This is a genomic window from Bradyrhizobium sp. B039, assembly GCF_038965675.1.
In the GTDB taxonomy this organism is placed as follows: domain Bacteria; phylum Pseudomonadota; class Alphaproteobacteria; order Rhizobiales; family Xanthobacteraceae; genus Bradyrhizobium; species Bradyrhizobium diazoefficiens.
The window spans coordinates 6784961-6809169 of sequence record NZ_CP152416.1 but is presented as its reverse complement, the minus strand read 5'-3'; the positions used below and the strand labels follow the sequence as shown (position 1 = coordinate 6809169).

Genomic DNA, 24209 nt, shown 5'->3' with positions numbered 1-24209 from the left:
CACTCTGCCGCAACTCGCTGGGGCAATCGTTAACTAAGCCGCGCAATGCCGGACGACCAAGTTCCGAAATTTCGCAGTTCTTAACCCCGATCCCTGTCCGATAGTGGTTCCGGCGGCTCAACCAGAGGTTCGAGCGCGCCGCGCCGATGGGGACTTGCGGATCAAGATGGGCGGTCGCGATCAGAACGATCAGGATCGGAAACGGATGACCGGATGGTGGCGTGCCGCGCCGCTGCTCGGACTGTATCGCCCTGCGCTGGTCGCGGTTGCCGTCGGCCTGCTGTTCTCGATCGTGGGCGCGGCCGCCGTCGCGCGGTGGGAAAACCGCGTCACCAGGATCGAGTTCGAGAACGCGGCCGAAACCGAAGCGATCGTCATGCAGAACGGCATGAGCGAGTATATCAGCAGGCTCGTCGCGCTGCGCACGCTGTTCGAATCGACCAACGAGGAAATCACCCGCAGCGAATTCGAGACCTTCAGCACCCGCCTGTTCGAGCGCCATCCGGGCATGCTGCGCATCGCCTGGCTGCCGCGCGTCAACCGCAAGGAGCGCGCCGAATACGAGGCTGCCGCGATCACGGACGGCGTGTCCGGCTATCGCATCAAGTCGCTTCAGGGCGACGGCTTTGCGACGGCGCCGCAGAGCGACGAATATTTCCCGGTGTTCTACTCGACCCAGCCGAAGACGTCACAGGTCTACGGCATGGATTACGCGACCGTCCCGGAACGTCGTGCGGCCCTGGAGCGGGCGCGCGACAACGATCGGATCGCGGCCATCCGCACCCACCTGTTCGAACCCAAGGAGGGTGGCCGGCTGCCCGACGTCCTCGTGGCCATTCCCGTCTACGCCAAAGGGACGTCGCGCGAGACGGTCGCGGACCGGCGCCGCAATCTGGCCGGCTTCGTCGTCGGCATCTTCGACCTGCCGATGCTGATCCAGTCCATTCGCGTGACCACCGGCGCAAGCCCCGCGGTCAGCGTGAACGTCTATCCGCCCTTCACGGGGCAGATCGTCAGCCTGGAAGAAATGTTGCCGGACTATGCGTCGGCCGCCACGGCGCCGCAGTCGATGCGGGACGCGGCACGGGCCCTGCACTGGTCGGGCAGTCTCAAGATCGGCGACACCGACTGGCAGGTGCGCGCCATGCCGACGGCCGGCGGCGCGCTGGAGACGTCCTACGACCGTGCGGCCGCGGTCCTCGTCGTCGGCATGCTGCTCACGCTGTCGCTGTCGGCCTATCTGATGCTGGCAAGCCGCAATTCGCGGCGGCTGTCGCTGGCGAACCGTCGGGTGCTCGAGCTCGCCCAGACCGACATCCTGACCGGCCTGCCGAACCGCGCCTTCTTCCTCGCCCGGCTCGACGATCTCAACGGCCAGCTCAACGACGGCGGTTCGACCTTCTCGATCCTGATGCTCGATCTCGACCGCTTCAAGAACGTCAACGACTCCCTCGGTCACGGCGCCGGCGATGCGCTGCTGCGCCAGGTGGCGCAGCGGCTGAAATCGGCGCTGCGCGCCACCGACGTGCTGGCGCGGCTCGGCGGCGACGAATTCGCCATCATCCAGGAGGGGGGCGAGGATCAGCGCACCTGCTCCACCGAGCTGGCGGCACGGATCGCGAAACTCGTTGCCGAACCGTTCCTTCTGCCCGGACATCGCGTGGAGATCGGCACCAGCATCGGCATCGCGATCGCACCGGATCACGGCAGCGACCAGGAACAGCTGCTCAAGAAAGCCGACCTTGCGCTCTATCGCTCGAAATCGGCGGGCCGCAACTGCTTCACCATCTACGACGAGGCGATGTCGGCCGAGCTCGAGGCGCGCAACACGCTGGAAGGTGACTTGCGCGACGCCATCGCGCTCTGCCAGCTCGAGGTGCACTACCAACCGTTCGTCGATGCCCACAGCAGTGAGCGGCGCGGCTTCGAGGCGCTGGTGCGCTGGCGGCATCCGAGTCGCGGCCTGATCCCGCCGGACCAGTTCATTCCGCTGGCCGAGGAGACCGGGCTGATCGTGCCGCTCGGCGAATTCGTGCTGCGGCGCGCCTGCGAGGATGCGGCCGGCTGGCCCTCCGGGCTTGCGGTCGCGGTGAACCTGTCGCCGATCCAGTTCAAGGAGGCCGAGCTGTTCGAGATGATCTGCGCGGCGCTCGCCGATTCCGGCCTGCCGCCCGAGCGGCTGGAGATCGAGATCACGGAATCCGTGCTACTGGAACGCGGCGTCGAGAACCTCGCTTTCATGGAGCGGCTGAAGCAGCTCGGCATCGAGCTCGCGCTCGACGATTTCGGCACCGGCTATTCGTCGCTCAGCTATCTGACCACGTTCCCGTTTGACAAGATCAAGATCGACAAGTCGTTCATCCGCAACCTCACGCATCAGCCGCGCAGCTCCGCCATCATCGCCTCGATCGTGACGCTGGCGCGCGGGCTGGACATGTCGGTCACCGCCGAGGGCGTCGAGACATGTGAAGAGTTCGAGCGGCTGAAGGCGCTCGGCGTCAATTTCGCGCAAGGCTATCTGTTCGGGCGTCCGCAGCCGGTCGGCCAGATCGCATTCGACGAGTCCGTCCGGCCCTCGCAGCGCGACGCCGCCTGAGCGTTCGCCTCGAAGGGTGTGCCGCAAGCAGCCGCGTTCTCTCGAATGCGATTGCGCCGGACGGGTATCCGCGAAAAGCGCTTGACCCAGGCATCGCCGGATGGTCGGTAGGATCGTCTAGGGATGAAATAAACACAACATGCGGCTTCCGTTCTTCTACGGCTGGGTCGTGGTCGCGGTGACGTTTGTCACCATGGCCATCGGCGTCAACGCGCGCACCGCGTTCTCGCTGTTCTTTCCGCCGATCATCTCCGAATTCGGCTGGGAGCGCGGCGTCACCGCCGGCGCCTTCTCGTTCGGCTTCGTGGTGTCGGGCGTGGTCAGCCCGCTGATCGGTCGCCTGATGGACCGCGCCGGTCCCCGCGCGGTGATGGAGCTCGGCGTCGCGCTGATGGGCGGCGGGCTGCTGCTCGCTCCGCTCACCAGCGAGCCCTGGCATCTCTACGTGACCATCGGCGTCATGGTCGGCGCCGGCAGCGTCTGTCTCGGCTATTCCGGCCAGTCGCTGTTCCTTCCGAACTGGTTCATCCGCAAGCGCGGTTTCGCCATCGGCATCGCCTTTGCCGGCGTCGGCATCGGCTCGGTGACGCTGCTGCCATGGGTGCAGCACATGATCGAAGAGACCGGCTGGCGCACGGCCTGCACCGCGATGGGCCTGCTCATCCTGATCGTGCTGGCGCCGATCAATCTGTTCCTGCACAAACGCCCCGAGGATATCGGCCGTCGGCCGGATGGCGACGCCGCGCCGGTCGCAGGCGCTGCAAAGCCGGTCTCCAACATCGTCGATCCCGTCTGGGTCGGCACCGAGTGGACGCTCAAACGCGCGGTCGGGACGGCGCGGTTCTGGTGGATCGCGGTCGGCTATTTCTCCGGCCTGTACATCTGGTACGCGGTGCAGGTGCACCAGACCAAGTTCCTGCTCGATATCGGCTTCAGCCCCGGTGTCGCGGTGTGGGCGCTCGGCATCGTCAGCCTGCTCGGCATTCCCGGCCAGATCGTGCTGGGCCATGTTTCCGATCGCATTGGACGGGAATGGGTCTGGGCCATCAGCTGCGCAGGCTTTGCGATCTGTTTCGCAGCACTGATGGCGCTGAAGTTCCAGCCTTCGCTCTGGCTCGTCTATCTCATGGTGTTCGCGCAAGGCGCGCTCGGCTACGGCCTCACCTCGATCATGGGCGCGGTGGTGTTCGAGATCTTCCAGGGCAAGCACCAGGGCAGCATCTTCGGTACGATCATGCTGGCGGCCCTGGCCGGCGGCGCGGCCGGTCCCTGGCTCACGGGTTTTCTCCATGATCGCACGGGCGATTACACGCTCGCCTTCGCGATCGCCATGATCGTGAGCGGCTTGTCGGCGCTGTCGGTATGGCGGGCATCGCCGGGCAAGGTGCGGGCCGTGGCCGGACGGCTGCACAGGCTCCAGGGCGGACGCGCAGAGTAGGTTCCGCACACATCGGATTGCCTTCGTCTCTTTCGCGGACCGTTAAGCATGTCGCGCCTTGGCGGGGCGCGGCGGGACCGCAAAAACGTCTTGGACACCATCGAAGCGCTAGCCTCGACCGATTTCCGCCGGGTCCAACGATGTCTGCCTCCGATTGCCTCGTGACAGAAACTCCGCAACTGCTGCTGGCTGCGCTCGAACGTGCCGACGATGGCGTCGTCATCGTGGATGACGCGCAGCGCATCATCCACTTCAACACCGCCGCGGAGCGGATCTGGAAGCTTTCGCGCACCGAGGTGCTCGGTCGCGATGCCGCCGTTCTCACCCTCAAATGCCTCCAGGCCGACGCGGTCACGGATTTCCGCGACGAGATCAGCCTCATGCGGCGCGACGGCAGCCGCATCAAGGTAGCCATCACGCTGTCCTCCGCGACCATCGATGGCGCGGTCCATCGCATCGTGTTCGCACGCGACGTCACCGCGGAGGCCGAGCGCCGTGCGCGGATCGCGCTTCTCCACGCCGTCTCCGACCAGACCAACCGCGTGGTGATCATCACCGACACCGAGCAGAACATTGTCTACGTCAATTCGGCGTTCACTTCGCTGTTCGGCTATACCAGCGAGGAGGCCGAAGGTCGCCGCGCGGGCGAGCTCATCGCCGGCCGCCACACCGATCGCAAGGCCGTCGCCAAACTCGTCAAGCGTCTGATGCATGGCGACTGCCGCGGCGAGGCCGAGGTGCTCGCCTACGACAAGGACGGCGAGGAGATCTGGGTCTGCGCCCGGATCGATGCCTTCCGCGACAAGAAGGGCCGGGTCAAGCACATCTTCGCGCTGCTCGAGGACATCACCGAGACCAAGCAGCTGCGCTCGCTCCAACAGCTCATCATGAGTGCGCTGGCCGACGAGGTCCCGATCGCCGAGATCGCCGACCGGCTGTGTCGCCGCGTCGAGGAGATTGCGCCCGACGTCGTCTGCTCGCTGCTTCACGTCGATGCCGCGGGCCTGATCCACCCGCTCGGCGGTCCCAGCTTGCCCGAGGACTATTGTCGCGCATTGGACGGCGTTGCGATCGGCCCCAATGTCGGCTCCTGCGGAACGGCTGCCTACTATGGCGAGCCGGTTCTGGCTGAAGATCTCGACACCGATCCGCGCTGGCAGCCCTACAAGGCGATGCCGCTCGGGATTGGCCTGCGCGCCTGCTGGTCGACCCCCGTCAAGGCCAAGGACGGCCGGGTCATCGCCACCTTCGCCTTCTACTATCGGGAGCCGCGCGCGCCGAGCAACTGGCACCGGCGCATCGTCGATGCCTGCGTCAACCTCGGTGCGTTTGCGATCGAGCGCAAGGAGGCACGCGCGGAGATCGCGCGGCTCGCCTATCACGACATTCTCACCGGCCTGCCCAACCGCGCGCAGCTGCGGCACCTGATCTCGGCCGCGATCGACGCCTGTCCGACCGGCAGCCACGTCGCGCTGGCCTTCCTCGACGTCGACCATTTCAAGGACGTCAACGATACGCTCGGCCACGCCGCCGGCGACGAGCTCCTGATCCAGCTCGCGCAGCGCCTGCGCGAGCAGATCGGGCCGGAAGACATCCTGGGCCGGCTCGGCGGCGATGAATTCGTCGTGCTGCTGCCCCATCGCGACGCCGAGGGTGCGGAGCGTGTCGCGACCGGGATCACCGAGGCGCTGGCTGCGCCGTTGCGGCTCGGCTCCCGGCAGATGCAGATGTCGGCCAGCATCGGCATCAGCCTCTATCCCGATCATGCGACCGACATCGACACCTTGATGCAGCAGGCGGACGCCGCCATGTACATGGCCAAGCAGGCGGGACGTTCGACCCATCGGCTGTTCAGTGCCGAGATGAACGGGTTGACCGAGCAGCGGCTGGCGCTGATCGCGGCGCTGCGCCGCGCCATTGCGGAGGGCGAGCTCACGCTCAGCTACCAGCCGCAGATCCGCAGCTGCGACGGCGCGATCCACGGCCTCGAGGCGCTGGCGCGCTGGCACGATGCCGAACTCGGCGACGTCTCGCCGGCAAAGTTCATCCCGCTCGCCGAGGAATGCGGCCTGATCGAGCAGATCGGCCTGTGGTCGGTGCGCGAGGCATGCCGGCAGATGGCGAGCTGGCGCCGCGCCGGGCTCAGCATTCCCTGCGTGTCGGTGAACCTGTCGCCGATCAATTTCCGCAACGTCACGCTGGCGGCGCGGCTGGCCGACATTCTCGCCGAATACGGGCTGCCGCCGGACGCGCTGATGCTGGAGATCACCGAGGGCGCGTTCATGCAGGACAGCGTCGCCGCGCTCGAGACGATGAACGCGATCCGCGAGCTCGGCGTCGGGCTCTCGGTGGACGATTTCGGCACCGGCTATTCGAGCCTCAGCCGTCTCGCGCACCTGCCGATCCGCGAGCTCAAGATCGACCGCAGTTTCATGCGCGACATCGAGACGGACGCCGGCGCGCTCGCGATCGCCACCGCCGTGGTGCGCGTGGGGCAGGGTCTCGGCATGACCGTCGTCGCCGAGGGCGTCGAGACCGAGGCGCAGCGCAAATTGCTGGCCGATCTCGGTTGCGACGTCGTGCAAGGCTTCCTCTACGCGCCCGCGCTTCCCCCGGTCGCGTTCGAGCGCTGGCTGATCGAGCACTGCGCCGAGCAGGCGAGGGCGATGCTGGGGCGGCTCGATGTTGCGCCGGCAGATCGCGACGTGGTGAAGCGCTCGGCGTAGAGCGTGGACTCCTCACTAATCGGCCCGCGAAGGCGGGCCATGTCCAAATGTGCGGTGCATCGTTCGCGTGGCACCAATCGACATCCGCCGGAGACGGGCCGCCGGCGTCAGCACACAGCGCCGGGCGGCGTTCGTGGATCTCGCCACCGCGACGATCAAAACAATCCGGGGCTTAAATCCAGGCCATCGGTGAGCGAGAGCACGAACACGAAAGCGCACGCTCCGGCCAGCAGCAGGGCGTGTTTCGCCACGTCGGCGCGGGTGACCGAGACGACCGTCCGGGAAATCGCGTTGATGATTGTTGTCACGTCGGCCTCTCGATCTTTCACATCCAATGAAGCAGCTTCCGCCGCCGGCACCGTCAGTCGGCCCAGGCTGCGACGACCAAGGGAGGATCACCTTGCGCGGGTGCCGCGCGCGCGATGAGGACGCCGCCAATCACGTGAACGACGCCGAATCCCAGAAGAACGAGGACCATCAGCTGTGTTTCGCTCAATCGTCCCGCGTTCTTGCCCCTTCGCTTGTTCAGCATCTGACGAGCGAGCGTTTTCGTATCCGGCGACGGCGTCGGGTCACAAAGGTTGATTTCGACCCGATCGAAACCGAGATGCCGGTAGCGATGAATGACATTGATTGCCTCTCGGCGGCGAGATTCGTGAAGTGCAGCAATGATCGTTGATGCCAGGGAACTCCGCGGTAGCGCGGGTACGTCGGTCTTCATGGCTAGTCTCCTGATGCTGCGCGGCATGGCGCAGGCGGGTGCGTGCGCCGGGCCCGCCTGAAACGATCGAAACCTGCATCGAAATCCGCCGACGAAACGGCTCTGGCTCTCGCAGCGGCAAAGGCCGTCAGCGCGACGCCGATCCCGCCGAGGGCGACAAAGAGAATGGCGGCGATTGCTGGTCGCATCCGGCTGGGCTGCGCCTGAGCAGGACCGGCTCCCAGAAAAATCGGGTGGTTTCGGACGTCGCCTCGTGCGGGCAAATCCCGATGTCTCTGAGGTATTCGGGCTTGTGCCTGAGGTCGGCAAGCAGCTCCGCCCTGAAGCGGGCGCGCTGGTACCAGGTGACGAGCAGCGTGAGGGGCGCCAAACCGCGCAGATGAAAATTCTTTGCGGGGGGAATGGTGTCGGAGATTTGCACTTGGGACTTTGCCCGGGGCGCATTCGCGGCCTCAGGAAATGACGCGCGACGACCTCTGGGCCTTGTTGCTTCACCCCAATCGTGAATTTGATCGTCCAGATGGGTCAATGCGATCTCCTGTTTGATGGCCGTTGTGAATCCGGAGTCCATCAGTCGCCTCCGAAAAGGAGCGGTGCGACCGGAGGTGCCGAGTCCGAAGCCGCCCCGGCACTCGGAGCGGCAAGGGCCGTCAGCGCGACGTCGATCCCCGCAAGGACCACGAAAAGAACTGCGACCGCCGCTAGGAGGTGACGCGCGCGCATGACCGCTTTCCGGATGAAATTGCCGAGCGTCGGTTCACCATTCGGCATCCCGTCGCAATGCGATCAAAACCTGCAGGGGCCTTCGCCGGCGTTATTCAATCGTCATCGGCGCGTTAATAATGTTCGCAAGGGTGGCAATTGCTGTAGAGTGTATACCAAATGGGTGCGTCTGATTGAATCGGAGGCGGAGTGGCCATAACTGCATCTGCGGCGTGCCCAATCTTTAGTCTCTCGCTTCTGGGACGTTTCGTACTGACAGGGCCGGATGGCGCCGTCAGCCTGCCGAACAAGAAGCTCGCGGGGTTGCTGGCCTTTCTGGCCTGCATGGCTCCTGACCCGCAGTCACGCGAAAAACTGTCGACCTTGCTGTGGGGATCTCACCTCGATGCGCAAGCGAAGCAAAATCTGCGACAAGCGCTCTTCAAGCTGCGTCAAATCCTGGGTCAGGATGCGCTGAGGAGCGATGGCGAACTCGTGTCGCTGAATGCCATGGTGATCGCATGCGATGTGCGCCAGTTTGAGGAGCTTGTCCAGGACGGCAGCCGTGATGCATTGAGTGCGGCGGCGGACCTCTATCGCGGTCGCCTGGCTGACGACATCAGCGTCGGCGAAGAAAGCTGGAGCGAATGGGTAGCCGGCGAACGCGAGCGGTTATCGGAGCTGGCTCTGGGCGCTATGGTGACGCTCGGCGGGCATGAGCTGTCCGAGGGGCGTGCGGAGCAAGCCCTGCGAACCGGCCAGCGCGCCAATGCACTCAATAACCTGCGCGAAGATTCGCATCGCTTGATCATGCGCGCTTTGTCCGCAACGGGACGTAACGCCGAGGCGCTCAAATACTATCGGGACGTCGTTGCCTTGCTGAAGCGCGAGCTGAGCACCGAGCCCGATCTGGCAACCAGGTCGCTGGCCGCGGAACTGCGCAGCAATCACCCGCAGAACGCCGCGCCGGCTGCCGGTGAGGTCGCGCCGGAGGCCTCACCCCCGCCGGCGCTCGTCATGCACGGCGAGAGGCCGTCCTTGGTGGTTCTGCCGTTCAGCAACATGAGCGGTGACCCCGAGCAGGACTATTTCGCCGACGGCGTCACTGCGGACATCATCACGGCCTTGTCGCGCTTTCGCGCCCTTGTGGTGATTGCACGCGGGACGAGCTTTGCCCTCCGGGACAAGGGAATGACCAGCCAGCAGATTGCGCAACAACTCGGTGTCCAATACGTCTTGAGCGGCCAAATTCGCAAGGCCGGCAACCGCATTCGCGTGTCGGCCGAGCTGACCCATAGCGGCAGCGAGGCTCAGGTCTGGTCCGATCGCTATGACCGCCCACTGACCGACATCTTCGATCTGCAGGATGACGTCAGCAGCAGCGTCGCTGCGGTCGTCGATCCCGCCGTTCGCAGCGCCGAAATCGAACGCGCGCGTCGCAAGCCGCCAACCAATCTTTCTGCTTACGATCTCTACTTGCGTGCCCTTCACCACCTCTGGGGCGGCACCCGTGAGGATATCACCAAGGCGATCGACCTGCTTCGACAGTCTCTCAGCCTTGATGAGGCGCGCTCGCCGACGCTCGCGGCGCTCGCATGGGGACTCGTCATGGCTTCGCCGCTTGGCGCACACACGTCGCCGGACGCCACGACCGAGGCGCTCAGTCTCGCGCGTCGCGCGGTCGAGCAGGACGGTACGGACGCCTTTGCCCATGCGGTGTATGGCTTCACACTGTTTGGGCCGGCCGGCGACAACGATCAGGGGCGTATTCATGCCGTCGAGGCCGTGAGGCTCAATCCCAGTTCGGCTTTCGCGTGGGGTACGCTCGGAATGATCGATAGCATGGCAGGCGATTACGAGAACGCAGTCACATGCCTTCATCGTTCTCTCGTCCTCAGTCCCTACGACAGCATGCTGCATTTGTGGATGACAGGATTGACGGCGTCTTGCTTTGCGCTCGGGCGCCACGAGGATGGCATCGCCTGGGCACGCAAGTCGGTTCAGCACAATCCGGGCAATGGCACCGGCCATCGTATGTTGGCGGCCAATCTGGTCGCCGTCGGCCGCCTGGAGGAAGCCCGCGAGATCACGCGGCGTCGCGATGCAACACAAAAAACAACGATCCGCGATCTGCGCGCCATGCGCTTTTTCAAGCAAAACGATGCTCTCGAACGCTACCTTTCGGCCCAGCAGGTTGCCGGTGTGGCCGATTGAGCGTCAAGCGCCGAGTGCAACGAGAAGCGTGCGACCGGTCATGAAGACGAGGATGAGCGAACCGACCGTCCACAGTGTCGCGCGAACTTCGTGGATTTGTCCCGTGAGATAGGCCAGAAAATGCAGCAGGCGTGAGGCAACGTAGCCGTAGAGCAGCCACTGCGCGAGCCGCAGCGACGGCTGCGTGAGGATATAGAGCAGACCCGCGACCAGGAAATACGGCAAGCTCTCGAGATCGTTCATCTGGATCCGGCGGATCCGCTCGACACGTTCGTTGGGAAGAAGCTGCGCTGGATCTGGCGCAGGATTCATCGGGGTCTTCTTGATATCCTCCGGCGAACGGTAGCCCCCCTTGGCTTGCACCATACGGATCACGGTCAGCCATGACATCGCCACGGCCTTCAAGATCATCAGGGTGGCGGCAACGACATACGTGGCGAAAAGGGGATCGTGAAGACTCATTCGGTCCAATTTGGCCCCCTTGTGACGTTTCCACGTGAGATGCGCGACCGCGCCGCGCCACCAGGCAAAGGACGTCACCCGTCCGCGTATAGCCCGGCGCGCTCGCGAACGCCACCGCCGTGGTGTGCGCGGGGCAGGGCGACATCGGCCGCGCAGCAAGAGACCGCCCGAAGGCGGTCTCGCACTCGGGAGAGAAGGCGTTCCGTCAGATATCAACCTGGATGGCCATGTTGGAGCGTACCCAATCGGATTGCCCAGCCTTTAGCCGCTTAGCCTGGAATTCTGCGAAAGCTGGATCGGCACCTAGTGCCGCCAAGGTGCGCCCATAAGCTTCTACGCTATCGAAGCGAGCGACGAAGGCGTAGTTCCCGACCTCGCCACCGATCACCGACCAATAGCTGACATCGGCCCCGTGTTTTTTCCAAAGTGTCGCGCCGTCCTTTGCAAGCTGTAAGATAGTCGCGAGATCGCTACCGGGCCTTGGATGCGAAACGAACTGCATGACAACTGCAGGCATTTTCCCCTCCAATGAAAAATGATGGCGCCAAACGACCCGGCTGGTCATTTGGTCCGAGGAGAATTCCAAACAGCGCGGCTCTCGCGCTTGATCTGGATCAACTCAATTTCTCCAGCCTGACGGCAGGCTGCCCGCTCTTGCGCCGCGGCATTGCATGGAGATCGCCCATGATCGAGCAGCGCAATCGAGTTGTTCAGGTCAGCCGCTTCGGTGATCCCGAGACACTGGAAGTTGTCGATACCCGCCTGCCGACCGCCGGCCGGGGCGAGGTGCGCGTTCGCGTACTCGCGTCGAGCCTCAGCTACACCGAGGTATTGATCAGGCGGCATCTGTACCCGCAAACGATGCGCCTCCGGCCGCCATTCGTCATGGGCTACGACGTGGTGGGGGCAATCGATCAGCTCGGCGAAGGCGTGCACGACTTTCAGATTGGCGACCGTGTGGCCGACATGACGGTGGTCGGGTCAAACGCCGAGTATCGCACGCTTCGGGCGGACGACCTGGCCCGCGTGCCGGTTGGCGTGGACGCCGCTGAAGCGGCCGCGCTGATCTTGAGCTGGACGACCGCGTACCAGCTTCTGCACCGCGCGGCCAAGGTCCAGCGAGGCCAACGTGTGCTCGTGCACGGCGCCGCCGGCGCGGTCGGCCAGGCGCTGCTCGTGCTCGGGAGACTGGCGGGCCTCGAGCTGTGGGGCACGGTGCGCGGCGAGCATATGGCGCTCGTCCGGGAGCTCGGGGCAACGCCGATCGACTACCAGCATGAGGACTTCACGCGGGTTCTGCCGGGCGGGTTCGATGTCATCGTCGACGGGGTCGGCGAAGACGGCTATCGCCGCTCATACGCGGCGCTCAAGCCAGGCGGCCTGCTCTGCGCCATCGGCTTCTCGGCGAGCGTGCAGGCACGGCGTCGGATGCTCCCCATCGTGATGGAGATCGCGCGCCTCTATCTGTGGAGATTATTGCCCGGCGGCAAGCGAGCCTGCTTTTACTCGGTAAATGCCATGCGGGCGCGACATCCCACCTGGTTCAAGGAGGACCTGGAGGAATTGTTCGAGCTTCTGGCAGAAGGTGCCATCCGGCCGCGCATCGCCGAGCGGATCTCCTTCGACGAGGTCGCCGAAGCTCACCGTCGCCTCGAGGCTGGCGGTCTCGAGGGCAAGCTCGTGCTGTGCCCGGATCTCTCCTCGCGACGCAGCCAGCGCTCCGCCTGACGCGGTGCGACGCTGCCCGGGCGTTTCCGCTACGGTCAGGACCGCCGCTCGGAATGACCACCAACAACTTCCATTCGAACCCAAGACGCCGAGCCGGCTGTGAGCATGACGATCGGCAGGAACGGGCCAAGAGCAGCCCTTACGGTCCGGCTCGCCCAGAGCGAAGCCGGATCGCTCGCCGACCAGGGAGTGGCTCACTTCCGGGGCTCAACGACTGTCTTTGTTGATCCGTCCGGCGCTGCCTGCATCCCCGGTGGGCTTTGACCTTGCGGACTTTCCGGCTGCGCACCACCCGACTTTGTTTCAATCGGTCCGGTCCAACCTTGCGGCTGCAATTGACCTTTTTCTTCCGGCGCCGAGCGCCCGGTCGGCGTGTTCAAGTCTTTCTTCGGATCGGCTTGCGCTGTCGCAAATCCGCACGACACGGCCCAGCAAATCGTCGTTATCAGAATAATCCTCACGGCGACCTCCGCTTGGCTGAATGTAACAAACAGGCTGGACCACCCTTCAGTTCCGTATTGCAATGCGAGCGAACGACCGATCGAAAAAGAATGTCCGCTTCGGGGTTAGTCGCGTCGGTTCGACAGGACACCGAGGACTTCCGGTCAAGCCTGGTGAACTGACATGATCAGCGCTGGTTAGCTTGTCTCAAACGGGCCAATAGGTGACATTCGAGATGGAAGGTCGCCAATGTCGGCAAGCGAATGGCCTTCACGTTATTGCTCCCGTACGCCTCCCTTCCTTAGCCCATCGAGAATTTCATCAAATTCCCGACGAAACTGCGGGTTGCCTGAGTATCCGTAGCCAAACTCACGGAACCACTGGATCGTGAAATCTGGTCGGATCTTGTTCAATTCAGTCAAGCTCTGCCGCGCCGGCTCCAATTGCCCGCTGGCTCCGTAAGCCGAGACCAGATCTACATAGGCGTACCAGAATGCGTTGTTTATGTTGATCACTCGCCTGCAGTCCTTGGTGGCTTCTTCATATTCCTGAAGGTGCAGGTGTGCATGGCAAAGGTTGTAATACCAAGAGACGGCAATCGGATCTTTCGGGCTGAGGCGGAGTGCCAGCTGAAGCGGCGAGAACGCTTCGCGGGCCCGCCCGGAGAGGATGAGTGCAAGTCCTTTCTGAGCGTAGGCGATCGGGAAATTTGGATTGATTTCAAGCGCAGCGTCGTATTCAGGCAACGCCTCCTCAGGGCGCCCAAATACTCGAAGAGTGTCCCCCTTTACCACGTAAGCCAACGCGTTTGACGAGCTTTTCGCAAGAGCCCTGTCGATGAGATCAGTCGCTATTTCTTTATCTTCGGCCATGGACGTCGACCACCTGAAGCCCGCAGCAATGGCTAAGCACCATGCTTTCGCGATCATTGCATCGACGTTATCCGGATCGAGATGCAACGCACGGTCGAACAGGTCCTTTGCCTGCGCAATTTCCGTCTTCGACCGGGGCTCATAGAACTTTGCCCAGCCGCGCATCGTGAAGTCCATGGCGTCTGGATTTCTGGATTGGTCCTTTTCGCTGCGGCGGCTTTCGGCTTGCATGAGTTCAATGTTTAGCGAGCGTGCGAGCCGTCCCGTGATCTGGTCCTGCAAGGCGGCGAGGTTCGTGCGATCGCCGTCGAAGCGATCGGACCAGATGTCGCGACCGCTTGCGGCATCCGTAAGCGACACGTTGACCCGGATCTGATCTCCGTTGCGCCGCACCGCGCCCTGTACCGCCCATCGGATGCCGAGCTCCTTGCCGAGCGTCTTAAAGTCGATCTGCTTGTTCTTGAATGTAAAGGCCGTTCCCCGTCCGATGACGAAAGCGCCGGGCATTTGCGCGAGATCGGTTGTCAGATCGGTCGTAATACTATCGGCGAAGTAGTCCTGCTCCGGATCGTTGTTGAGGTTTGCAAATGGCAGGACGACGAGAGACAACCGGGGAGCAACGTCAGGCCGGGCCGTAGCCTCTCTTTGCGTCTGTTGCTTGTCCGGAAACACATCGGTGCGGAGCGTCTTCCACACAGTCCAGTAGCCGACGAGACCACCCGCGATCGCGCCGATAGCGGCGATCGAGGCGAGCGCTCCGCCGATCAACTGCAATCGCGCCCGGAGGCGACTCTTTAGATCGCGATCGGATGGTGGTTTCCCCAATTGCTCCTTATCGGATGTCGCTTTGTCCGGTTGCTCGTTATCGGATGTCGGTTTGTCCGGTAGATCGGTGGAGACTTCCGAGTTCGTCATCGTTGCCTCCGCGCAGGAGCCAAACGTCCGGATTCCAAAAACTAGCAGATTTTCGCGGCTTTGGGTTGGTCAAGGTTGCTGACAAGTTCAAGCCTCTCTCAAGTTGTCGCTTGGACAATCGCCGCAGCCGCTGTCACCCCGCCGCCAGCCCCGTCCTCCGCCGCAAATCCGTAATCGCGCGCAGAAAACTGTCGGCCGGCGTCGTCTCCGGATCGATCAGCCGGTGCAGGCGAAAGCCGTCTTCCAGCGCCAGCACGACGGAGGCCATCCACGGCGGGTTGAGCGTGTTGTTCTTGCCGTTGCTCTTCAACGTCGCCTCGACGATGTCGGCGATCAGCTTGCGCCGCGCGCGCAGGCGTTTGGCGAGCTCGGGCCGGCGCTTCTCGGCGCGCGCGACGTAGAGGATCATCTCCATGTGCAAGAGCGGCGAGCGGCCGAGCGGATCCTGCCGGCTGCGGTCCATCGTTCGCAGCGCCGCGATGAAATCGTCGAGATTGTCGTGCTGCGCGAGGATGTCCATATTGCGCCGGATCGACTGCTCGACATGGTCCTCGAGCATGGCGATGATCAATTCGTCCTTGCTGTTGAAGTTCGAATAGAACGCGCCGCGGGTAAAACCGGCGGCTGCTGCGATCGCCTCGATGCTGGCGCCGCCGATGCCGTCTTCCTCGAACACCCGCGCGGCCGCCTCGAACAGTCTGTCGCGCGTGTCGTCCCTGGTCGGCCTGGTTCTCACCCTTGACATCGGACGAGGTTAGGGCAGAATGCAACTCGATACAACAATGTATCGAGTTGATAATTTCAGGGGATGGTTACGCCGGGCAGTGGGGCTGCGATCGGCGTATTCGTGTCATGCGGCAACCGATTTGAGGTCACCATGAACGAGCAAGCGCAACCTGCCGGCGGCGATCCGCTGTTCAATCCGCTGTCGCCGGACTTCATCCGCAACCCCTATCCGCATTACGACCGGCTGCGCGCGATCGATCCGATCCATGTGACGCCGTTCGGCCAGTTCGTCGCCAGTCGCCACGCCGATGTCAGCCTCGTGATGCGCGACAAGCGCTTCGGCAAGGATTTCATCGAGCGGTCCAAGCGCCGCTACAGCGAAAAGATCATGGACGAGCCGGTGTTCCGCAGCATGAGCCACTGGATGCTGCAGGCCGATCCGCCCGACCACACCCGCCTGCGCGGCCTCGTGGTGAAGGCCTTCACCGCGCGGCGCGTCGAGGACATGCGGCCGCGCATCCAGGAGATCGTCGACCAGGCCATCGATGCCGTGATCGACCGCGGCCACATGGACCTGATCGAGGATTTCGCCTTCCGCCTGCCCGTCACCATCATCTGCGACATGCTGGGAATCCCCGAGGATCATCGCGAGGTCTTCTACAAGAGCTCGCGCGACGGCGGGCGGCTGCTCGACCCCGTGCCGCTCACGCCGGAGGAGATCGCGAAGGGCAACGCCGGCAACATGATGGCGCAGATGTATTTCCAGCAGCTGTTCGAGCTGCGCCGCCGCAATCCCGCCGACGACCTCACCACCCAGCTGGTGCAGGCCGAGGAAGACGGCAACAAGCTCACCAACGAGGAGCTGACCGCCAACATCATCCTGTTGTTCGGCGCCGGCCACGAGACCACCGTCAATCTGATCGGCAACGGCCTCTTGGCGCTTCATCGCAACCCGGACCAGCTCGCGCTGCTCAAGGCCCGGCCGGAGCTGATGGTCAATGCGATCGAGGAGTTCCTGCGCTACGATTCCTCGGTGCAGATGACCGGGCGCGTCACGCTCGAGGATATCGACGATCTCGGCGGCAGGAAAATCCCCAAGGGCGAGACCGTGCTGTGCCTGCTCGGCTCGGCCAACCGCGATCCGGCGGTCTATCCCGATCGCCCCGACCGGCTCGACGTCACCCGTCCCAACGTCAAGCCGCTGTCGTTCGGCGGCGGCATCCATTTCTGCCTGGGGGCCCAATTGGCGCGGATCGAGGCCGAGATCGCCATCGCCACGCTGTTGCGCCGGCTGCCGGATCTGCGCATCGACGACGTCGAGAACCCGGAATGGCGGTCGACCTTCGTGCTGCGCGGCCTGAAGAGCTTGCCGGCGAGCTGGTGAGGCGGCGGCACGCGTTAACCTCCGCGCGCAACAGTCGCTGTGACTTCGCCACACTTCCCCCTATATAAGAGGCTGTTCCGGCGCGCCTGAAGCCTTCCATGGGGCAAGGTTTGGCCCGGGTGCCGGTTTGGCCGAGGGGAGACCCGTGCAGACGACGCTGCTCGGATTGGCGATTGCCTTCATCATTGCGCTTCTGGCCGCGCTGATCGGGCCCTACTTCATCGACTGGAACCAGTTCAGGCCCCAGTTCGAGGCGGAGGCGGGCCGGATCATCGGCGTGCCGGTGCGGGTGGCGGGCGAGCTCGACGCGCGGCTGCTGCCGGCGCCGACGTTGCGGCTGCGCTCGGTCACCTTCGGCGGCAACAACGATCTCGGCCGCCTGCGCGCCGACAAGCTCGACGTCGAGTTCAGCCTGAGCGCGCTGATGCGCGGTGAATGGCGCGCCACCGAGCTGACGGTCAATGGCATGGCGGTCGATCTCGGCCTCGACGCGCGCGGGCGGGTCGATCTGCCGTCCACCGCGAGCGGCACCTTCAATCTGGCTTCGCTGGCGATCGAGCGCCTCAATCTCACCGGCCGCATAGCCCTGCACGATGCCGCCAGCCGCTCGACGCTGGAGCTGAGCGACATCGCCTTCTCCGGCGACGTCCGCTCGCTGGCCGGTTCGGTGCGGGGCGACGGCCGCTTCACCGCGAGCGGCACGCGCTACCCGTTCCGCATCTCCTCCGGCCCGAGCGCCGACGGCAGCGCCACGCGTCTCCACCTCAACATCGACCCCGGCGAGCGCGCCATCCTCGCCGATCTCGAAGGCGTGCTCGCCTTCGACAACCGCCTGCCGAAATTCGACGGCGCGCTGACGCTGGCCGTGCCGGCGGCGAAGAAGGCCGGCGAGGCCGGGCCGACGCCCTGGAAACTCACCGCAAAACTCAAGGCCGATCCCGCCGGCGCCAAGTTCGACCAGATCGACGCAAGCTTTGGCGCCGAGGACAATGCGTTGAAAGTCGGCGGCGTCGGCGATCTCAGGTTCGGCGCCTCGCCGCTGCTGCGCGCGGTGCTGTCGGCGCGCCAGATCGATGCCGACAAGCTGGCCGGCAAGGACGACGCCGAGCCGCTGCGCATCCTGCCGGCACTGCGCGCCGGCCTTGCCGCGATCCCGCAGGCGCCGATCCCGGCGCAGATCGAGTTCAACTCCGACCAGATCATGCTCGGCGGCCGGCCGCTCCAGAACATCGCCGCCGAGCTCAAGACCGACGGCCGGTCCTGGACCTTCCAGCGGCTTGAGCTGCGCGCGCCCGGCATGACGCAGCTCTCGCTCAACGGCGCGGCGCCCGGCGCCGACAGCTTCAGCGGCCGGCTCAGCGTCGAATCCTCCGATCCCGATACGCTGGTGGCCTGGCTCCAGGGCCGCAGCGAGGTCAACCGCCGCAGCACCCGGCCGCTGCGGCTTGCCGGCGACGTGACGATCGCCGCCAACCATCTCGCCATCGACAAGCTGAAGGCCGACATCGAAGGCGGCGCCATCGAGGGACGAATTGCTTTCGTCCAGACCGGCGCGAGCAAGGGCTCGCGGATCGATGCCGAGCTCAAGGCCGACCGTCTCGATCTCGACGCCGCTGCGAGCTTTGTGCGCGCGCTCGGCGGGCCGCAAGGCGAATGGCCGGAGGAGGCAAGGCTCTCGCTCGATGTCGGCCGTGCGATCTCCGCCGGCCAGGAGCTGCGGCCGTTCGCGGCGAAGCTCGGCTATGGACCGGCGTCGCTGTCGCTGGAGCAGTTGCGGTTCGGTCAGACCAGCGGCGTGACCACCGAGGCGAGCGGCAGCTTCGACCGTACCAAAGCCACCGGCAAGCTCGCGCTGAAATCCTCGGCCAGTTCGCTGCGCGAGCTTACCGCGCTGATCGAGCCGTTTGCGCCTTCGGTGCGTGCACGCTTCGATGCGATCGCGTCGCTGCCCGGTGCGACCCGCCTGAAGCTGGACCTCAGCCTCGACAGGAACGCCGAGCATGCCGATCGCAGCGACGCCCGCGCCGTGTTCGATCTCGACGCGCCGCAGCTCAAGGCCACCGCGACGCTGGCCGCACAGACGCCGGTGGCGGCCGTCAACGGCATCGACATCGACCGCCTGCGCAACAGCGATTTCACGCTGGACTCGAAAGTCTCGACCCCGCAGGCCGGCGCATTGCTGGCCTTGCTCGGCCTCGATCGCGTGGTGGCCGCGGGCGAGGGCGCTTCGCAGTTCGAAGGCCGGTTAAGCGGTGCCTGGCGCCGTCCGCTGCAATTGAACGCAAAACTGAGCGGCGGCGGGCTGGACGCAGACGCGCAAGGCAGCGTCGAATTGTCCGCGCCGGAGCCGAAGGCGTCCGTGAATCTGCGCGTGCGCAATGTCAACCTCGCGCCGCTGTTCGGAACCGGCCCGGCCGGCAAATCGGCGCAGACCGTCAGCCTGTCCTCCCGGCTCTCTCTGTCCGGCAATCGCCTGACCTTCGACGATCTCGACGGCAGCGCGGCCGGCTCGCATCTGCGCGGTCGTCTGGCGGTCACGCTCGACCAGGAGAAGAGCATCGACGGCGAGGTAGGCCTCGACACGCTCGATCTTGCGCCGGCGCTCGCGCTTGCCGTCGGCGCGGCCGGACGCGATGCCGGCGAGCCGCTGAGCGCGGGGCTCCTCGGTGGCTGGCGCGGCCGCATCGCCTTCCAGGCGTTGCGCGGCACGTTGCCAGGCGGCGTCGAGCTGCGTCCCATCGGCGGGACGATCCGGAGCGACGGCCAGTCGCTCGCGCTCGATGCGCTCAAGGGCGGCGTCGGCGGCGGCGAGCTGTCGGCGAGCTTTGACGCGCGCAACGGCGCGAGTGGCGTTGCGCTGAACGCACGTATCGAGCTCAGCAATGTCGATGCGACCACGCTGCGCTACCGTGATCTTGCTTTGCCCAAGGGACGCGCCTCGGTGCAGATGGCACTGACCAGCCAGGGCCGCAGCGTCGCGGCGTTGACCGGCGCGCTCGCCGGCAACGGCACGGTGACGCTGGACTCTGCGGAAATCAGCGGCCTCAACCCGCGTGCGTTCGAGATCGCCATCCGCGCCAGCGACGGCGGTCAGGTCGCCGACGACAACAGGCTGCGGCAGCTGGTCGAACCCGCGCTGGCGGCGGGTCCCATTGCGGTCGCCTCGGCGCAGATCCCGTTCACGATCCGCGACGGACGGCTGCGCGTTGGTGCCACGCCGCTTGAAGCGAAGAACGCCCGCGCCATTGTCTCCGGCGGTTACGACATTCCCGCCGACCAGGCCGACATCCGCGCCAGCCTGACGCCGATCATGACCGGGCTCTCCGGCGCCCCGCCGGAGATCCAGTTGTTCGCGGCGGGCCCCCCCGACAAGCTCAACCGCACCGTCGATCTTGCGCCGCTGTCTTCGTGGCTCGCGGTGCGCACGATCGATCGCGAGACGCGCCGGCTCGATGCCATCGAGCGCGGCGAGCCGCCGCCGGCGACCGCGGCGCTACCGACGTTGGTGTCTCCGGATGCGGCGCCCGAGCAGGTGCCGGCCAACGTGCCGCTGCCGGGCCAGGATCCACGCCGCGCGCCGCCAAGGCCGAAAGCCGCGCCGACGCCGAAAGCGCCGCTGGCCGCGCCCGCAGCTCCAAGCCCGCCGCTCGCAAGTCAGCAGGTCGCGCCATTGCCGCCGCCGATCGAGGTGAGACCGGCGCCGGGCCCCGCGCCCGCAAAGCCCAAGCCGAAGCCGCCGCTGGTGCTGACGCCGTCGAACCCGTAAGCGCGAGTTTGTTTGGAGAGATCGGGCCGCGGGCCCTCTTAACCTCTCCCGCTTGCGGGATAGGTCGGCGCGAAGCGCCGGGTGAGGGTTCTTTCCATTAAGGGAGTCGCTCTGCGGAGACACCCTCTCCCCAGCCCTCTCCCGCAAGCGGGAGAGGGAGCGCACCTTCTCCCTTGCCCGCCGGTTAACCCATTCCATCGCATTTGAATGAATTCTCGTCGGCAAAACTGATCTGCCGACTTTACCGGATTCTCGCGTTTGTTCCCTAGTGTCGGGTGTCAGAGGAATTCGGCGTCGCGCCAGCACAGGCGGGATGGCTCGCCAAAGAACGACCAAGAACTGGGGTGATCGACATGAACGGGGCGAAAACGCTTCTACAGGATCTGGACGACGCGATCGCGCGCGGCACCGACGAAAGCCGGGCACGCGCGCTGTGGCATGCGACCGACATCCTGATCACCGGCCGCTACAGCGACGACGAGATCAGCATGTTCGGCGAGGTCATCGGCCGGCTTGCCGACGAGATCGAGGTTGCCGCGCGGACGCAGCTCTCCGAATTGATGGCGGCCTGCGATCACGCTCCGCTCAATGTCATCGAAAAGCTCGCTCTCGACGACGAGATCGCGGTCGCCGGTCCCGTGCTGCGCGACTCCACCCGTCTCGACGAGAAGATGCTGGTCGAGAGCGCCCTGACCAAGAGCCAGTCGCATCTGCTCGCGATTGCCCAGCGTAAATCCATCGGCGAGGCCGTGACCGACGTGCTGGTCAAGCGCGGCGACCAGGAGGTCGTGACGTCGGTCGCCAGGAACGAGGGCGCGCGCTTCTCCGGCTCGGGCCTGCTGCACATGGTCCGCCGCGCCGAGGGCGATTCGATTCTTGCCGAGCAGCTTGGCCTGCGCAAAGACGTGCCGCGCCACATCTTCCAGCAGCTCATCTCGAAAGCGTCGGAAGACGTCCGCCGCCGGCTCGAGAGCGAGCGCCCCGAGATGATGGCGCAGATCCAGAGCTCGGTGACAGAGGTCACCGGCGATCTGCAATCCAAGTTCGGCCCGTCCTCGCGCAGCTACTTCGTCGCCAAGCGCGTGGTGACGACGCAGTACCGCCAGGGCAACCTCAACCAGGACTCGATCTCGAACTATGCGCGCCAGCACCGCTTCGACGAGGTGCAGATCGGCCTGTCGCTGCTATCGGCGCTGCCGGTCGACGTGATCGAGCGCGCGCTGATGGACCGCAACCGCGAGATGATCCTGGTGCTGTGCAAGGCGCTCAACTTCTCCTGGGACACGACGATGTCGCTGCTGTTCCTCGGCGCCAAGGATCATCTGATCACCGCGCGCGAGCTCCAGGACAACGAGCGCGAGTTCAGCCGGCTCAAGATCGAGACCTCGCGCAGCATCCTGAAGTTCTACCAGTCGCGCAAGACCGGCGCGGGTGCCGATGCGGGCCGTCAGCCCGAACTCCAGGTCCACTGAGCAAGTCCACTAGGCAAGGTCCACTGAGCATCACCCGGGAATTGGCAGGGGAGTATTTGCAAATGTTGCCTCAATTCGGCACCGCCGTCCGCAAGAAGAACCTCAACAATGCCTTCGGCGCCGATGCCGGCGGCGGAGCTCCGGACAAGGCCTCGGTCGACGCCGCCTGGCTCGTGCTGGAAGCCGCCAACGATCTCGGCGATCACGCCGCGATCGAAGCCTGCCGCCGCGTCATCGACGCCGAGCTGAACGGCGCGGTCGCCGGCAGCTCGGATATCGATCTGGTGCTGGGGTATTTCAGGTAGGATTCCATCCGCGTTACACAACGGCTTCCACCGTCATTGCGAGGAGCTCGCGACAAAATTGCGAAGCAATTTTGCGCCGATGCGACGAAGCAATCCCGAATCTTTCCGCGGAGACAGCCTGGATTGCTCCCGCCTTCGCCAAAGCTTCGGCGGGACAAGTCACTGCGCTCGCAATGACGGCGCAGGACGCACCTCGTTACTTTTCAGCCGCGATATTGTTCGTCGCTGACTTTCTCCAGCCAGTCGACCGTCTTGCCGTCCAGCTGCTCCTGTATGGCGGTGTGCGTCATCGCCGTCGTGGCGCTCGCGCCGTGCCAGTGCTTCTCGCCCGCGAAAACCAGACCACGTCGCCGGGCCGTAGTTCCTCGATCGGGCCGCCCCATGTCTGTGCGCGACCCGCCCCCGCTGTCACAATCAGCGTCTGGCCCAGCGGATGGGTGTGCCACGCCGTGCGGGCACCCGGTTCGAAGGTGACGCTGGCGACGTTCGCGTGCGCCGGCGCGACGGCTGTGTGCAGCGGATCGATGCGCACTTGTCCGGTGAACCACGCTTCCGGGCATTTTGGGACGGCTGATCTCCACTACGCTTGATCTGCATCGACTGACTCCCTTGCTTCGACACGCCGGTTTCGCTCATTGTTGCCAATCGCGACGCGGAGACGACGGCGAAGGAGCCTGCTCCCGCGATCACGCGGCGCCGCGAGATCATGCATACGACCTCAGACGGTGATCATCGTCTTGATCGCGCGTCGCTCGTCCATGGCGCGGTAGCCCTCGGCCACGTCGGCCAGCGGCAGCTTGAGATCGAAGACCTTTCCGGGCTTGATCTTGCCGGCGAGGACGCGGTCGATCAGGTCCGGCAGGAAGCGCCGGACGGGGGCCGGTCCGCCGAGCATGCGGCGTTGCGCGAAGAACATCGCCTGGCCGTCGAAGGTCACGCCGTGGGGCACGCCGACATAGCCGATCGAGCCGCCGGGCCGCGTGCACTCGATGGCCTGCGTCATCGACTCCTGCATGCCGACACACTCCAGAACGGAATCGGCGCCGACGCCGCGCGTCAGCTCCTTGATGCGGGCAATGCCCGCTTCGCCGCGCTCCGCCACGATGTCGGTCGCCCCGAACTCGATGGCGAGCCGTTGCCGGGTCTCGTGGCGGCTCATGGCGATGATCCGCTCGGCCCCCATCGCTTTGGCCGACAGCACGCCCATCAGCCCGACGGCGCCGTCGCCGACCACGACGACGGTCGATCCCTCACGGACGTTCGCGGCGTCGGCGGCGTACCATCCCGTGCCCAGCACGTCGGAGGTCGCGAGCAGATCGGGGATGAGATCGGGCGAAGGCAGCTCCGCGGTCGCAACCAGCGTGCCGTCGGCGAGCGGCACCCGCGCGTACGGCGCCTGTGCGCCGGACATGAACTCGCGCTGGACGCATGAGGAATGAAATCCAAACCGGCAATGCGGGCAGGTGTTGTCCGAGATGCAGAACGAGCCGACGACGAACTGTCCGGGCCGCACCGTCGTCACCTCGCGTCCGACCTCCACGACGACGCCGCAATATTCGTGGCCCATATGGGCGCGGCCGTCGATCGGCTGCAGACCCCGGTAGGGCCAGAGATCCGAGCCGCAGATGCAGGTGGCCGACAGCTTGATGATGGCATCGGTGGGTTTGAGGATCCTGGGGTCGTCGACCTGTTCGCACCGGACATCACCGGGACCGTACATGAGTGTTGCCAGCATTGCTGA

The 24209-nt window shown here is 65.1% G+C and carries 18 protein-coding genes and 1 pseudogene; 9 read left to right on the top strand and 10 right to left on the bottom strand.

Annotation, left to right across the window (positions count from 1 at the left end):
* The first annotated feature begins 205 nt into the window (after positions 1-205).
* From AAFG50_RS32355 to AAFG50_RS32345, 3 genes are all read left to right on the top strand, one after another.
* The gene (locus AAFG50_RS32355; protein WP_039186084.1) at positions 206-2596 is read left to right on the top strand and encodes an EAL domain-containing protein; all 2391 of its coding nucleotides are present in this window, start codon (positions 206-208) and stop codon (positions 2594-2596) included.
* Positions 2597-2735: 139 nt separating this feature from the next.
* A complete protein-coding gene (locus AAFG50_RS32350) occupies positions 2736-4034 on the top strand; it encodes an MFS transporter (RefSeq protein ID WP_028176199.1) in 1299 nt (432 codons plus the stop codon).
* Between the two features lie 140 nt (positions 4035-4174).
* A complete protein-coding gene (locus tag AAFG50_RS32345; RefSeq protein ID WP_028176198.1) occupies positions 4175-6760 on the top strand; it encodes an EAL domain-containing protein in 2586 nt (861 codons plus the stop codon).
* A gap of 155 nt (positions 6761-6915) precedes the next feature.
* Here the strand turns inward: AAFG50_RS32345 and AAFG50_RS32340 are convergent, their stop codons facing one another.
* From AAFG50_RS32340 to AAFG50_RS32330, 3 genes are all read right to left on the bottom strand, one after another.
* Positions 6916-7095, bottom strand: a complete 180-nt coding sequence (locus AAFG50_RS32340; protein WP_131234274.1) for a hypothetical protein — start codon at positions 7093-7095, stop codon at positions 6916-6918.
* A 26-nt stretch (positions 7096-7121) separates the two neighbouring features.
* A complete protein-coding gene (locus AAFG50_RS32335) occupies positions 7122-7481 on the bottom strand; it encodes a hypothetical protein (protein ID WP_080668335.1) in 360 nt (119 codons plus the stop codon).
* Positions 7482-7608: 127 nt separating this feature from the next.
* Complete coding sequence (locus AAFG50_RS32330) at positions 7609-8052, bottom strand: hypothetical protein (protein ID WP_028176197.1); 444 nt, start codon at positions 8050-8052, stop codon at positions 7609-7611.
* Between the two features lie 341 nt (positions 8053-8393).
* Here AAFG50_RS32330 and AAFG50_RS32325 point away from each other — a divergent pair, with 341 nt between their 5' ends.
* Entirely contained in the window at positions 8394-10397 is a 2004-nt protein-coding gene (locus AAFG50_RS32325) for a BTAD domain-containing putative transcriptional regulator (protein WP_028176196.1), read from the top strand.
* 3 nt (positions 10398-10400) lie between these two features.
* Here the strand turns inward: AAFG50_RS32325 and AAFG50_RS32320 are convergent, their stop codons facing one another.
* Entirely contained in the window at positions 10401-10937 is a 537-nt protein-coding gene (locus tag AAFG50_RS32320) for an MAPEG family protein (RefSeq protein WP_011089282.1), read from the bottom strand.
* A gap of 127 nt (positions 10938-11064) precedes the next feature.
* Positions 11065-11376 (bottom strand): hypothetical protein, encoded by a 312-nt coding sequence (locus AAFG50_RS32315; RefSeq protein WP_231166563.1) that lies wholly within the window; start codon positions 11374-11376, stop codon positions 11065-11067.
* A 167-nt stretch (positions 11377-11543) separates the two neighbouring features.
* On the opposite strand from AAFG50_RS32315, the gene AAFG50_RS32310 reads away from it, so the two are divergent.
* Entirely contained in the window at positions 11544-12587 is a 1044-nt protein-coding gene (locus AAFG50_RS32310) for a medium chain dehydrogenase/reductase family protein (RefSeq protein WP_028176193.1), read from the top strand.
* A gap of 194 nt (positions 12588-12781) precedes the next feature.
* On the opposite strand, the gene AAFG50_RS32305 is transcribed toward AAFG50_RS32310, so the two are convergent.
* The 3 genes from AAFG50_RS32305 to AAFG50_RS32295 all read right to left on the bottom strand — a co-directional run bounded on the left by AAFG50_RS32305 (position 12782) and on the right by AAFG50_RS32295 (position 15560).
* Positions 12782-13048, bottom strand: a complete 267-nt coding sequence (locus AAFG50_RS32305; RefSeq protein WP_129557363.1) for a hypothetical protein — start codon at positions 13046-13048, stop codon at positions 12782-12784.
* Between the two features lie 255 nt (positions 13049-13303).
* Complete coding sequence (locus AAFG50_RS32300) at positions 13304-14815, bottom strand: tetratricopeptide repeat protein (RefSeq protein ID WP_028176192.1); 1512 nt, start codon at positions 14813-14815, stop codon at positions 13304-13306.
* Between the two features lie 133 nt (positions 14816-14948).
* Positions 14949-15560, bottom strand: a complete 612-nt coding sequence (locus tag AAFG50_RS32295) for a TetR/AcrR family transcriptional regulator (protein ID WP_028176191.1) — start codon at positions 15558-15560, stop codon at positions 14949-14951.
* 132 nt (positions 15561-15692) lie between these two features.
* Here AAFG50_RS32295 and AAFG50_RS32290 point away from each other — a divergent pair, with 132 nt between their 5' ends.
* From AAFG50_RS32290 to AAFG50_RS32275, 4 genes are all read left to right on the top strand, one after another.
* A complete protein-coding gene (locus AAFG50_RS32290) occupies positions 15693-16925 on the top strand; it encodes a cytochrome P450 (RefSeq protein ID WP_028176190.1) in 1233 nt (410 codons plus the stop codon).
* A gap of 145 nt (positions 16926-17070) precedes the next feature.
* Complete coding sequence (locus AAFG50_RS32285; RefSeq protein ID WP_028176189.1) at positions 17071-20691, top strand: AsmA-like C-terminal region-containing protein; 3621 nt, start codon at positions 17071-17073, stop codon at positions 20689-20691.
* A gap of 353 nt (positions 20692-21044) precedes the next feature.
* Positions 21045-22163 carry a DUF2336 domain-containing protein gene (locus tag AAFG50_RS32280; protein ID WP_028176188.1) on the top strand — a complete coding sequence of 373 codons (1119 nt, stop codon included), beginning with the start codon at positions 21045-21047 and terminating at the stop codon, positions 22161-22163.
* Positions 22164-22225: 62 nt separating this feature from the next.
* A complete protein-coding gene (locus AAFG50_RS32275) occupies positions 22226-22468 on the top strand; it encodes a hypothetical protein (RefSeq protein WP_028176187.1) in 243 nt (80 codons plus the stop codon).
* A 203-nt stretch (positions 22469-22671) separates the two neighbouring features.
* On the opposite strand, the pseudogene AAFG50_RS32270 reads toward AAFG50_RS32275, so the two are convergent.
* Positions 22672-23065: pseudogene (locus AAFG50_RS32270) on the bottom strand (cupin domain-containing protein).
* 121 nt (positions 23066-23186) lie between these two features.
* Positions 23187-24203 (bottom strand): zinc-dependent alcohol dehydrogenase family protein, encoded by a 1017-nt coding sequence (locus AAFG50_RS32265; protein WP_011089272.1) that lies wholly within the window; start codon positions 24201-24203, stop codon positions 23187-23189.
* Positions 24204-24209 lie beyond the last annotated feature (6 nt).

Coding starts and splice junctions, on each gene's coding strand:
- AAFG50_RS32355 (WP_039186084.1), top strand. CDS start 206: ATGACCGGATGGTGGCGTGCCGCGCCGCTGCTCGGACTGTATCGCCCT.
- AAFG50_RS32350 (WP_028176199.1), top strand. CDS start 2,736: ATGCGGCTTCCGTTCTTCTACGGCTGGGTCGTGGTCGCGGTGACGTTT.
- AAFG50_RS32345 (WP_028176198.1), top strand. CDS start 4,175: ATGTCTGCCTCCGATTGCCTCGTGACAGAAACTCCGCAACTGCTGCTG.
- AAFG50_RS32335 (WP_080668335.1), bottom strand. CDS start 7,481: ATGAAGACCGACGTACCCGCGCTACCGCGGAGTTCCCTGGCATCAACG.
- AAFG50_RS32330 (WP_028176197.1), bottom strand. CDS start 8,052: ATGGACTCCGGATTCACAACGGCCATCAAACAGGAGATCGCATTGACC.
- AAFG50_RS32315 (WP_231166563.1), bottom strand. CDS start 11,376: ATGCCTGCAGTTGTCATGCAGTTCGTTTCGCATCCAAGGCCCGGTAGC.
- AAFG50_RS32310 (WP_028176193.1), top strand. CDS start 11,544: ATGATCGAGCAGCGCAATCGAGTTGTTCAGGTCAGCCGCTTCGGTGAT.
- AAFG50_RS32300 (WP_028176192.1), bottom strand. CDS start 14,815: ATGACGAACTCGGAAGTCTCCACCGATCTACCGGACAAACCGACATCC.
- AAFG50_RS32295 (WP_028176191.1), bottom strand. CDS start 15,560: ATGTCAAGGGTGAGAACCAGGCCGACCAGGGACGACACGCGCGACAGA.
- AAFG50_RS32290 (WP_028176190.1), top strand. CDS start 15,693: ATGAACGAGCAAGCGCAACCTGCCGGCGGCGATCCGCTGTTCAATCCG.
- AAFG50_RS32280 (WP_028176188.1), top strand. CDS start 21,045: ATGAACGGGGCGAAAACGCTTCTACAGGATCTGGACGACGCGATCGCG.
- AAFG50_RS32275 (WP_028176187.1), top strand. CDS start 22,226: ATGTTGCCTCAATTCGGCACCGCCGTCCGCAAGAAGAACCTCAACAAT.
- AAFG50_RS32265 (WP_011089272.1), bottom strand. CDS start 24,203: ATGCTGGCAACACTCATGTACGGTCCCGGTGATGTCCGGTGCGAACAG.